10 protein-coding genes are annotated in these 12273 nt (G+C 52.5%); 6 read left to right on the top strand and 4 right to left on the bottom strand.

The features are described from left to right. The first annotated feature begins 9 nt into the window (after window positions 1-9). The 6 genes from FHS30_RS04340 to FHS30_RS04315 all read left to right on the top strand — a co-directional run bounded on the left by FHS30_RS04340 (window position 10) and on the right by FHS30_RS04315 (window position 5642). Window positions 10-1362, top strand: coding sequence for a flavin-containing monooxygenase (locus FHS30_RS04340; protein ID WP_183908661.1), 1353 nt, complete (start codon window positions 10-12; stop codon window positions 1360-1362). Further along, a complete protein-coding gene (locus FHS30_RS04335) occupies window positions 1362-2267 on the top strand; it encodes a bile acid:sodium symporter family protein (protein ID WP_183908659.1) in 906 nt (301 codons plus the stop codon). The genes FHS30_RS04340 and FHS30_RS04335 overlap by 1 nt, the downstream gene beginning before the upstream one ends. Beyond that, the gene (locus tag FHS30_RS04330) at window positions 2257-3213 is read left to right on the top strand and encodes an SDR family oxidoreductase (protein ID WP_246341123.1); all 957 of its coding nucleotides are present in this window, start codon (window positions 2257-2259) and stop codon (window positions 3211-3213) included. Before FHS30_RS04335 ends, FHS30_RS04330 begins: the two co-directional genes overlap by 11 nt. Then, window positions 3203-4003 carry an SDR family NAD(P)-dependent oxidoreductase gene (locus tag FHS30_RS04325; protein ID WP_183908657.1) on the top strand — a complete coding sequence of 267 codons (801 nt, stop codon included), beginning with the start codon at window positions 3203-3205 and terminating at the stop codon, window positions 4001-4003. Before FHS30_RS04330 ends, FHS30_RS04325 begins: the two co-directional genes overlap by 11 nt. Next, window positions 4000-4731: a sulfite exporter TauE/SafE family protein gene (locus tag FHS30_RS04320; protein ID WP_183908655.1), complete on the top strand. Its 732-nt coding sequence runs from the start codon at window positions 4000-4002 to the stop codon at window positions 4729-4731. Before FHS30_RS04325 ends, FHS30_RS04320 begins: the two co-directional genes overlap by 4 nt. Window positions 4732-4877: 146 nt before the next feature. After that, window positions 4878-5642, top strand: coding sequence for a hypothetical protein (locus FHS30_RS04315; RefSeq protein WP_183908653.1), 765 nt, complete (start codon window positions 4878-4880; stop codon window positions 5640-5642). A gap of 60 nt (window positions 5643-5702) precedes the next feature. Here FHS30_RS04315 and FHS30_RS04310 read toward each other — a convergent pair whose 3' ends face one another. The 4 genes from FHS30_RS04310 to nirB form a co-directional block, all read right to left on the bottom strand. Further along, entirely contained in the window at window positions 5703-7466 is a 1764-nt protein-coding gene (locus FHS30_RS04310; protein ID WP_183908651.1) for a bifunctional protein-serine/threonine kinase/phosphatase, read from the bottom strand. A gap of 41 nt (window positions 7467-7507) precedes the next feature. After that, a complete protein-coding gene (locus FHS30_RS04305; protein ID WP_183908649.1) occupies window positions 7508-8977 on the bottom strand; it encodes a NarK family nitrate/nitrite MFS transporter in 1470 nt (489 codons plus the stop codon). Between the two features lie 370 nt (window positions 8978-9347). Continuing rightward, window positions 9348-9674, bottom strand: coding sequence for a nitrite reductase small subunit NirD (gene nirD / locus FHS30_RS04300; RefSeq protein ID WP_183908647.1), 327 nt, complete (start codon window positions 9672-9674; stop codon window positions 9348-9350). A 53-nt stretch (window positions 9675-9727) separates the two neighbouring features. Then, window positions 9728-12271, bottom strand: coding sequence for a nitrite reductase large subunit NirB (gene nirB / locus FHS30_RS04295; protein WP_183908645.1), 2544 nt, complete (start codon window positions 12269-12271; stop codon window positions 9728-9730). Window positions 12272-12273 lie beyond the last annotated feature (2 nt).

Below are 12273 nucleotides of genomic sequence, written 5' to 3'. Positions count from 1 at the left end.
AGCCTCCATTTGACGGAACACCATTACGCTGTAATTGGCGCAGGCCCCATGGGGCTGTGCACAGCGCGACAATTGAAGCGATTTGGCATCCCCTTTGTTGGCCTTGAGCTGCACCGAGACGTGGGCGGTCTGTGGGATATCGACAATCCCCACTCCACCATGTACGAGACTGCGCACCTCATCAGCTCCAAACACATGACGGAGTTTGCCGACTTTCCCATGGCCGAAGAGGTCGCCACCTATCCGCGTCACGATGCCTTGCGGGACTATTTTCAGGCCTACGCGCGCGCGTTTGAACTCTACCAACACTACGAATTTGAGACCCGCGTGCTAGAGGTAAAGGCCAATGAGCGCGGCTGGCAGCTAACCAGTGAGTGCGCGGGTCAGGTGCAAACTCGCCAATTCAAGGGGTTGCTCATTGCCACCGGCACCCTGCACCAACCCCTGCAGCCGGCCCTGCCCGGCGAATTTTCGGGGGAGCTGCTACACGGTGCGCAGTACACATCGCCGCAGCAGTTCGCAGGTAAACGCGTGCTGATTCAAGGCTGCGGCAACAGCGCTTGCGACATGGCCGTGGACGCCGTGCACCACGCTGTATCGGTAGATATGAGTGTGCGACGTGGCTACTACTTTTTACCAAAATTTCTCATGGGCAAACCCATCGATACCTTGGGCGGCTTGGTCAAAATGCCTCGTCGGATAAAACAATGGCTGGACGCCCGATTGATTCAAATCATTATGGGTAAACCCAGCCAATTCGGCTTGCCCGATCCCGATTACCGCATGTACGAATCACATCCCGTGGTTAATTCGCTAATCTTGCACCATTTAGGCCACGGAGACGTTGGTGCGCGCCCCGATATCGCCGCGGTTTCGAACCGAACGGTGACCTTTACCGATGGTTCCCGCGCCGAATACGACATGATTTTGCAGGCCACCGGTTATCAACTTGACTACCCTTTTATCGATCGCGCCGATTTAAATTGGCAGGGAGATGCGCCGGCACTCTACCTCAACATGTTTCATCCCGAGCGCGAAGATTTATTAATGATGGGCATGATTGAGGCCACGGGGCTCGGCTGGCAGGGTCGCAATGAACAAGCAGAATTGGCTGCACTTTATCTGGCACAGCGCGCGCACGGCAGCGACAGCGCAGGTGCACTGCGCGATACCATCCAGCAAAAAAATGCCCAGAAAGTCGATGGCGGCTATCAGTACTTGAAGCTTGCTCGCATGGCCTACTATGTGGACAAAGCGAGCTATCGAGCTGCACTCGCGCGCCATCGGCGTGCACTGGTTGCAGACTGGCCCTCAAATAAATCGCTACCCAGCAGCCACTCCCCCACGACAGGATGTCAATAATGGAACCGGTAATTCACTTTGGGCCAGAACAAGTGGTGTTGCTCAACACCATCATGGCCATCATGATTTTTGGTGTATCGGTCACCCTCAAGCCCGCCGACTTTACACGGGTGATTAAAAAACCCAAAGCGCCGCTAACGGGACTCTTTGCGCAATTTATACTCTTGCCCGCCATGACGTGTGGCCTGACTTGGCTATTAGATGTCGATCCAGCAATGGCCATGGGCATGATGTTGGTTGCCGCCTGCCCCGGCGGCACCTTTTCCAATATCATGACGTTTTTAGCCCGTGGCAATACCGCGGTATCCGTGTCGATGACTGCCGTGTCCAGCGCGACTGCGGCGGTGTTAACGCCCTTTAACTTTGCGCTTTATAGCAGCTTAAATCCCAACACACTGCCGCTCCTTAAAACCATTGCTATGGATCCCGTGCGGCTGGCCATTCTGTTCTTTTGCGTACTGGTTATTCCGTTAGTATTGGGCATGCTTTTTGGCCACAGGTGGCCGGCACAGGCCCTCAAAACCGAGCGGCCATTCCGAATATTTTCTATCCTGACTTTGTTTTCATTTGTGGTGATTGCGGTAGGCCAAAACATTGAAACACTGATGACTTATATGGGCTTGCTGGTGGCGCTCGTGGTCGGTCACAATGCCCTTGCTCTCCTTCTTGGATATCTCTCAGCGCGCTTTGCGCAATTAAACACGCAGGATACACGGGCTATCACGCTCGAAGTGGGTATCCAAAACTCCGGCCTAGCGCTCGCTATTTTATTTACCTTTTTTCCAACCCAAACCAGCATGATGGTGGTCGCCGCCCTGTGGGGCGTGTGGCACTTGGTCAGTGGTGGCCTGCTTGCATTATTCTGGAACCGCAAGGTGCTGTGTGAGGATTGCTTTGTCCGCTAAGCGAATTTTGATTACCGGTGCCGCTGGTTACCTGGGTCTGCAGCTGGGCCATCGGCTAATGGATGACTTCTACCTGCTCGGCTTGGATGTAAGGGGCAATCCCACCGCTCGCTTTCCCATTGAGCAAATGGATATTCGCAGCCCGAATCTGCAAAATTTTATCGCCCAACACCGCTTCAGCCACGTGGTTCACTTAGCGTCAGTGGTGGCGCCATCGAACGATAGCGTGCGTGATTACGACATCGACGTGAATGGCACGCGCAATTTATTGGCGGCCTGTGCCACACAGGGTATCAAGCATATTACAGTTACCAGCTCTGGGGCTGCCTATGGCTATCACGCAGATAGCCCTGCACAACTGCGTGAATCCGACCCGCTGCGGGGCAACACCGAATTTTCGTATGCCTATCACAAGCGTGAAGTTGAAGCGCTGCTCACCGACTACCGCCTGCGCACCCCGCAACTGGCGCAACTCATTTTTCGCCCCGGCACCGTATTGGGACAGCACACTGACAATCTCATTACCCGCCTTTTTACGGGTTCACATCTAATCGCCATCGCGGGCTCCGATTCTCCATTTGTATTTATTTGGGACCAAGATGTGCTGGCGGCAATTGAGCAGGGCATACGCCTCGACAGTGCGGGCATTTACAATTTAGCCGGTGACGGCGCGCTGTCCATGGCCGCCATTGCGCGGCGTTTGGGCAAGCCGTTGATCAGCCTACCGGCGTGGCTGGTGCGCACCGCGCTCGCCATCGGTCACAGCTTGGGCGCAACGCGCTACGATCCATCGCAAGTTAATTTTTTGCGCTATCGCCCGGTGCTAGACAATCGCGCGCTCAAACAAGATTTTGGTTACACCCCCCAAAAAACTTCCGCTCAAGTATTCGACTATTTTATTGCGCACCACATCAACCTAACACAGGCCAAACACCGTGAGCCCTAGACCGGTAGCACTCATCACCGGCGCAGCCAGCGGATTGGGTTGGGCACTGAGCCGTGCACTCGCACCCCATTGCGACCTGCTGATGACCGATATAAATGGCGATTTACTGCGCACCAAAGCTGGCGAATTGTCGCAACCGTTTGTTGCGGCGGATCTCGTCGACGCTGACGAGCTAGCGCACCTAGTGGCAGCCCTTGAAGCGCGATTTGAACGATTGGATTTTCTCATCAATTGCGCCGGCATTACCCATCGCTCACTGGCCCAGCACACAGACCCGCAGGTGATTCAACAGGTGATGGCAGTGAACTATCAAGCGCCGGTCAATCTGGCACTCGCCTGCCTACCGCAGCTCAAGCGCTGCGGTGGAAAGATTGTCAACATAAGCTCTATGGCTGGCTGGATGCCGGTGCTGGGTCGAGCCGGCTACTGCGCCGCAAAAAGCGCCTTGCACCAATTTTTTGAAACCCTGCGCTGCGAAATTCGCGCAGAAGGTGTGCGGGTGCTCATGGTCTACCCGAGCTTTCTGGATACCGCCATCGAAGCCAACGCTCTCGGTGGCGATGGCAAACCCGCGCGCCACCCGCGCTCGATAATCGGCACGCCGCGCACGCCGGAATGGATGGCCAATCGCATTTGGAGTGCCATGCAACGCTCACAAGAGCGACTTTACCCCGATCCTTTCACACGTTTGGCGGCGCTACTCTATGCCCTTGCGCCGGCATTTTTTTTGCGCGCCATGACCCGAAAATTTGCCAGTGAACTGACCGCTTCAACATCAAGTAACCTATGAGTGGCGTGCTGTTAGGCCTGTTTATATTAGTGAGTTATACCATCGAAGCGATGACCGGCTTCGGCTCTATTGTCATTGCCCTATCGCTGGGCGCGATCATTTTGCCCATAGATACCTTGCTACCCATTTTAGTGCCACTCAATTTAGGTCTGTCTGGCTATTTAGTGATTAACCATCGGCAGCACATCCAATGGCCGCTGCTGCTCAAAGTCATTGCGCCACTGATGCTATTGGGCACACTGGTGGGCATCGCCCTTCGGCCCACACTGGGCAATCAACTTTTGGCCACCTTGTTAGCCGTTTTGGTGGCCGGATTTGGCGCACGGGAGTTATGGAAGGCAAGGCGCAATATTCTGGAGCGGCCACACCGCCGAAGCGTAAACCAACTGCTCATTGCCGCAGCCGGCATCACCCACGGGTTATTCGCATCGGGTGGGCCCCTGTTGGTATTTGCCCTTGCGGGCAATCGGTTAAACAAGGCGCAGCTGCGGGCGACCCTACTGACCGTTTGGTTTAGCTTAAATGCCCTACTGACCTGTCAGTTTGCGTTGCAGGGACAACTTCAATCTGCGCTGTCCGATATTGCAATCTACTTGCCGCTGGTGGTGGGTGGTTTATTCCTTGGTGATTATTTGCACCAGCGCGTGAGTGAACACCACTTCAAGCAATGGGTTTACGGCGTATTAACTGTCGTGGGCGTATTGCTGCTTGTGCGTGCAGCCTTGTGACGCACACAATTGCCAAAACGCACCAATGTGCAGCGTGCAATGCACACAAACTGAAAAATAACCGAGTAATGGCCATCAAATTAACTGGTATAGCCTTTGCATCGTCCTGAGTACGGATAAACCGAAACGTTAATCAGGATTGAATTATGCTTGCCTACGCCAACGAACGAACCCTGCCACAGCACACAGCACAACTCGAATCTGAACTGGCTTTACTGGCCGAACTGATCGGTCTATTGCAAATGCACCGCGGGGCAAGCCTCGCCGCTCTTGGTGGAGCCGCTGGCTTTCAACAAAAAGTTGAAGAATTACAACCCACAATTGACCAACTCATTGCGCGCCTATCCTACGGCTCCTCCCAAGCAGATCCCGCCCTGTGGCAACTGATTCAGAGTGAGTGGCGCAATACCCGCAAGCATTGGCGCAAGGACAATCCACTCAACAATTTTGAGATCCACAGCTTTCTCATCGAAAACTGCCACCGAATGCTGTGGCATCAATTAAAACCAAGAGTGGCGAGCTGCGCACACACCTGGGCTTTGCTAAAAGAGCTCGCTGAACACACGGAGTGCATTGCACAACTGCGCGGATTGGTAAGCTATGGGATGACGAATCACAACAACCCATCAAGCACGATTGATGTACAGGATCGAATTGTGCAACTCAATCGACAAAGCCAATGTGGACTCATCGATACACAGCAAAAACTCATAAAACTATCGAGCCAACAATCCACACCCATACCGGCACTGCGCGCGCGCATACAGCTGACGGGGCAATTTTTACAAGCCGTACAGGCCTATATCAACACCCGCCAAGGGCCACCAGCGGACACAACCTTTCACCTAGGCACGCTGGCGATAGAGGCCAATCAACGGGTATGGCAAATCTTATTGTCGATAGAACATTGATAGCAGCCATCGAGAGCTGCCATTGAAAAGGAAAAAGATTTTCGATCGAGCGGCGTCTTATTAGCCCACAAGATACAGACTTTGCACAATTAACAACACAAATAGTAACAGCGCCAAAGTACGCCAGAACAACACGGGATTGCGATCCAGCAGCGGTTCGGATTCAAACTTTTCGAGCAATTGTGCATTGGGATTTGTTATATCATGCAAGAATTCAGAGAAACCTCCATAGCGCTGGTTGGGATTGGCAGCCAGCGCCTTTTCCAGTGCAAGGTCCAGCCACAGGGGTACATCCTTACGCACCTGCCGAAGCGGCTTGTAACGCCATGGCGCTAGGCTGCGCGGAATATTATTGCGGAGATTAGGCAAGGTATACGGGAGTTTTCCACTCAACATTTCATAGGTCATTGCGGCTAGCGAAAATAAATCCGATCGGTCGCTACCCACCTGCCCCATGAGGTATTCCGGGGCGATGTAATCTACGGAACCCACCGGCAGCTGTTCCATCAGTGGCGAGGCAATCTCACCCAGGCCTGCTACATACACAGTGCCAAAATCGATAATTACCGGCCGCCCACGAGGGGTGACAATAATATTTTCAGGCTTTAGGTCTCGGTGAATCATGCTCAAACGCTGGAAGGCTCGCAAACTTTTCACCAGCTGTTCCACCAATTCCCGTACCTGATTGAAACTCGGCACTGGATTATCGAAAATCCATTGCCGCAGCGTGACGCCTTCGATCCATTCACACACATGGTATAAAAAAGGACTTTGCTCCGGCCGGGGGTATATTTTCATCACGCCAGGGTGGCTAATGCGACGCCCTACCCACTGTTCGCGCACAAAGCCCTCCAGGTATTGAACGTCGTCACTAAAATTATCAGACGGCGCCTTTAGTACACATTCTCGCTTAGATTCAAGATCCAGTACCCGATACACATGGGAACGCGTGCCACTGTGGAGCACCGAAATCACCTCATAATGATCGAGCCGATTGCCCTCCTGCAACACCGGTGGAATAACTAACTGGGTCAGCTTTCGATGCACTTCCTCCAGCTCCGCCAGTGGCAGTTGATCAACCCGCACGAGCAAGCAGGTGATATTGTCATCACTGCCATTGGCAACCGCACGCGCACAAATACCCTCAGCGGCGCTTTCCAAATCGGCGCCCGCATCACATATCCACTGCTTCAGCTCTGCGTCTGTCACCCAATCATGAACGCCATCCGTGGTCAGTATGAAGATGTCATTTTCCGACGTTTCCTCCTGAATGTAATCCACCTCTAGATGACTATCCATGCCTAGCGCACGGGTCAAAAACTGCTTGTTACCCTGCGCTCGGTGGCAGTGCTCCCGGGTTAGGGTTTGCATGTCGTTGTTGCGCAGCACGGAAATGCGGCTATCGCCAGCGTGAAAAATGTGCGCCGTGTTGGACTTGATCAGAAGCGCGCTAAAGGTCGTCACCAATCCATTGTGGCGTGCGCTCGCCTGTTGGCCGTGGTGGTACAACCACGCGTTCAGGGAGGACAGCACACGATTCGCGGCTGTCTTGACGGGCCATGTGTCGGGCGTAGAAAAATAATCTTCAATAAATAAGGTGACGCTCGTGGACGAAGCCTGTTGCGCGTTATCACTGCAACTGACTCCATCGGCAATACAGGCTACTGCGCCCTTCAAAAGCGCAGCCGCACCTGTGGGTAAGTGTGCGGCAAAGGCATCCTGATTTTCAGACTTTGCACCCGCGGCAGAATAGCCGCCAAAGCTGAGCTTTAACGCTCTTTGACCGCCAATGGCTAAGTCGCCGAGCGCTTCAATTGCTGTCATAGTCCTATTTCCATTCTGAATGCCTCACCGACCGGTCGTGATTAAGATACGGTAATTAATTCCACTGAACCGTCCTCTCGCACTTCGGCTATGTGCCCAGCGGGCTCCTCCATGAACAACAAGGTGATGAAGCCTAGAACCGCCGTACCCGCAATGACAAAGAAGAAGCTGGAGTAATCCACGAAACTCAGCACCGTCAAATAGACAACCGCACCCACATTACCGTAAGCACCGGTCATGCCTGCGATTTGGCCAGTGAGCCTGCGCTTAATCAAGGGAACTACCGCAAACACCGCACCCTCTCCTGCCTGCACGAAGAAAGAACACGCCATGGCGGCTATAACAGCCAATACCAATGGCCAACCGGAATCAACCATACCCATCAATGCATAACCCAAAGCAAGGCCCGCGGTTAGAATCAACAAAGTGGACTTGCGACCAAAACGATCCGACAGCCAACCTCCACCAGGACGGGACATGAGGTTCATGAATGCATAAGCGGAGGCAACCATGCCAGCCATTACCGGCGTCAACGCAAAGGTGTCGGCGAAAAACAGCGGCAACATAGAAATCACTGCCAATTCGGAACCAAAGGTGGCGAAGTACAAAACATTGAGCACGGCCACCTGTTTAAATTTGTAGCGGTGAATTTCAGCCACAGGTTGTTGGAAAATATTTTTATTCACTTTCCAGACGTGGGACATCTCATAGCAAAAGAGCAGCGCCAAGCCCACGTAGAAGCACAGGGCCACCGTGTGCGACAACATGCTTACACCTTCTGGTGACAATTTCCACGTCAGCAACGCTAAGGCGGCATACATCGGAATTTTCATCACGATGAGCAAGAAAAAATCACCTTTACTGGTAACCTCCAATGCACCCAAATTTTTCGGGCGAAAATAGGTTGATCCCTTTGGCGTATCGCTGACATTCAGGTAAAACACCACCGAGAAAATCAGGCTCAAGACACCGGTAAGGCCAATGGCGTAGCGCCAACCGTCATCGCCACCAAACAACAATGCAACGGTGGGCAAGGTAAACGCAGCCGCCGCCGACCCAAAGTTGCCCCAGCCACCATAGATTCCCTCGGCAGTGCCCAATTCATTGGCGGGGAACCATTCACTCACCAGGCGGATACCAATCACAAAGCCCGCACCAATAAATCCTAGGGCAAAGCGTGCGATTGCGGCCTGCACAAAGGAATCAGCTAATGCAAACATCAAACAAGGGATGGCACACACCGCTAGCAGCCCAGAATAGACGAGCTTTGGACCATATCGATCGGTCAGCATGCCTATCAACACGCGGGCGGGGATGGTGAGCGCCACGTTCAAAATAAGCAGCGTTTTAATTTCTGCGGGGGCCAAACCTAGCGACGCGGCCACAGCCTGCAACATAGGTGCAAAGTTAAACCAAACCACAAAAGTGATGAAAAAAGCCATCCAGCTCAGGTGAAGAATCTTCATCTTTCCCGAGAAGGAAAACAAATTGAACGTTTGTGCGTGACTCATATCAAGCTCCCTAGATTAAATAACCTGCGTTAGGGGAGCTAGAGCAAAGGCCATGCCTAAAGTGCTAAATAATTAAATATATTCGTGAAGCACCAGCACCACTGGCCAATAGCGATAATAAATGGATGCAATACAATGATTCATACTCATTTATGTGCATGATAGATGCGTAAAACCGCACAGACATAGTGCAGACCGCACTTGTGCGGGGCAGTGTTGATGAAACCAATATTGGGTCGCGACGTTAGGGTGATAACGATTGCCAGGAATCGTTTACTGCAGAGCATTGACTATTTCGGATGGCGCACAACAGCAATACAAAAAGGGCGGCGCAGGAAATTTCCTGACCGCCCACAGATGCAAATTGACATTATGCCGCGACTTCAATCAGTCCATGTTGTTCGCGTACTTCATACACAGGAATGCGCACGTCCTCCTCTAGACAGAGGCCCGTCGCCAACGCAAAGTGCTGTTTATACAGCGGTGAAGCCACCACCAGGGTTTCGCCAATCGAACCCTGTATCCCTCGCGACAACACATTGGCTCTACCAATGGGGTCAAAATTATCGAGTGCGAATAGCTGTCGATCCTTAAACGTTCGAAAAATTGCCACCTGCTTGCCTTCAACCAGCGCGCACACCCCGGTGCCAGGGATCACCGCCTCTGAACGACACACTACATGCCACGATACACTCATCGCTGAACTCTCCTGTACTCAAATAGTTTGTTAACACGCGTATGACATTGCGATTAAACCAACGCTGGCTCAACCACTTCTACTGTACTAATTCGCTCTTGTTCGCGGGCCGGCCGGACCTGTGCACGCTCTTGCACATAAACCAGATTGTCATCGCGTGCATCCGAGTTGATGAAATGACTAAATCGTTTCAGTTTGGCGGGATCACTTAAGGTCGTTTTCCACTCACACTGGTAGCGAGATATTACATGCTGCATCTCAACTTCCAGTTCTGCGCCTAGGCCTAAACTGTCTTCGATGATCACCTGTTTGAGGTAATCCAACCCACCTTCTAGATTTTCTAACCACACAGAGGTGCGCTGCAGACGGTCAGCGGTGCGCACGTAGAACATCAAAAAACGATCGATATATCGAATCAGCGTATCGCTATCCAGATCTGTGGCGAACAAGTCTGCGTGACGAGGACGCATACCGCCATTGCCGCATACGTACAGATTCCAGCCCTTTTCAGTGGCAATGATGCCAACATCTTTGGATTGGGCTTCCGCACACTCACGGGTACATCCGGACACAGCGAACTTTAATTTGTGGGGCGAACGAAGGCCTTTGTAGCGATCTTCAATGTCGATGGCCAGCCCCACGGAATCATCAACCCCGTAACGACACCAAGTCGAACCCACACAGGATTTCACCGTACGCACCGACTTTCCGTAGGCATGGCCCGTTTCAAAACCCGCATCCACCAGTTGCTGCCAAATAGTGGGTAAATCGTTTAATTGAGCGCCAAACAAATCGACTCGCTGCCCACCAGTGATCTTCGTGTACAAATTAAATTGTTTGGCGACTTGTCCCAATACGATGAGCTTTTCAGGTGTAATCTCGCCGCCGGCAACACGGGGTACAACCGAGTAGGTCCCGTCTTTTTGCAGGTTTCCTAGAAAGATATCGTTGGTATCTTGCAACCCAATGTGGTCGTCCTCGAGAATGTAGTCATTCCAAAAGGACGCCAGTATGGAGCCTATCGCGGGCTTGCAGACATCGCAGCCATGGCCCGTACCATGACTTTCCAACAGTGCAGAAAAACTTCGGATTTTCTTCACCCGAACAATATCCGCCAGCTGCTGTCGTGAATATGCAAAGTGCTCGCATATATCATTGTTCACTTCGACACCCAGCTTTGTAAGCTCTGCGTCCATAACTTGTTTTACCAACGCCGAGCAGCCGCCACAGCCCGTCGACGCCAGTGTTGATGCCTTTAGCTCACCCATATTTTGGGCACCCGCCTGCACAGCACAACAAATGGCACCTTTTGAAACGTCAAAGCAGGAACAAATTTGAGCGGTATCCGGTAGAGAATCCACACCCATTAACTGGGCTGCCCCATCAACTGCGGGAAGGATTAACACATTTGGATCTGCAGGTAGGTCCATGGCATTGACACAGAGCTGCTGCAAGGTGCCGTAGGCCTCAGCGTCCCCCACCATTACCGCACCCAACAAGCGTTTGCCATCGGCCGAAACTACAATGCGTTTATAGATATCCTCCACATCGTTGCTGTAGATATAACTTTTACTGTTTGGCGTGCGTCCCTGGGCATCGCCCACCGACGCGACATCGACGCCTAACAACTTGAGCTTGGTGCTCATGTCGGCACCGGTAAAGGCCTCGTCACCTCCCATAATATGAGACAAAGCAACTTTGGCCATGTGATAGCCGGGTGCAACCAATCCAAAAATTTGTCCGCTCCAGAGTGCGCACTCACCGATGGCGTACACATCCGGCTCCGATGTCTGGCAGTAATTATTTACTTTAATGCCGCCACGCTCGCCCAGTTCGAGACCACACAGCCTTGCCAATTCATCCTGCGGTCGAATACCGGCAGAGAATAGAATCATGTCGGTTTCAAGGTGGCTGCCATCTGCAAAGTTCATGCGATAACGGCATTTTTCGCCAGCGACGATTTCAGTAGTTGCCTTTTGGGTGTGCACCGTCACACCCATGGCTTCAATTTTACGTCGCAGCAATTGGCCACCACCTTCATCGAGTTGTACCGCCATCAAGCGCGGGGCAAATTCAACAACGTGAGTGGAGAGCCCGGCTTGCTTGAGGGCGTTGGCCGCTTCTAATCCAAGCAAACCACCGCCCACCACAACGCCAACCTGGGATTGCTTGGCGGACTTGGTAATAGCCTCTAGATCTTCAATCGTGCGATATACCAGGCAGTGAGGCTGATCGTTTCCGGGAATGGGAGGCACAAAGGGAAAGGAGCCCGTAGCCAACACCAACTTGTCGTAGGCTTCACGTCTGCCGCTGGCGGTGATCACTTCCTTATTGATGAAATCCAGTCGTTCAACTTTATCTGACAGCACATAATTAACACCATGGGCCTGATAATAGTCTTCATTGGTCAGGGCCAAATCTTCAGCGGTGGCTCCTGCAAAATATTTTGACAGCTGGACGCGATCATAGGCAAGACGAGGCTCTTCGGAAAAGGTTATGACCTCAAATTGTCCCGATTGATCGCTGGCGATCAAGTTGTCGATGAATTTATGTCCCACCATGCCGTTGCCGACCACCACAATACGCTGCTTATTCATGC

This window comes from Simiduia aestuariiviva (assembly GCF_014192475.1).
GTDB classification, from domain to species: domain Bacteria; phylum Pseudomonadota; class Gammaproteobacteria; order Pseudomonadales; family Cellvibrionaceae; genus Simiduia; species Simiduia aestuariiviva.
This window is presented reverse-complemented; position numbering and strand designations above follow the sequence as displayed.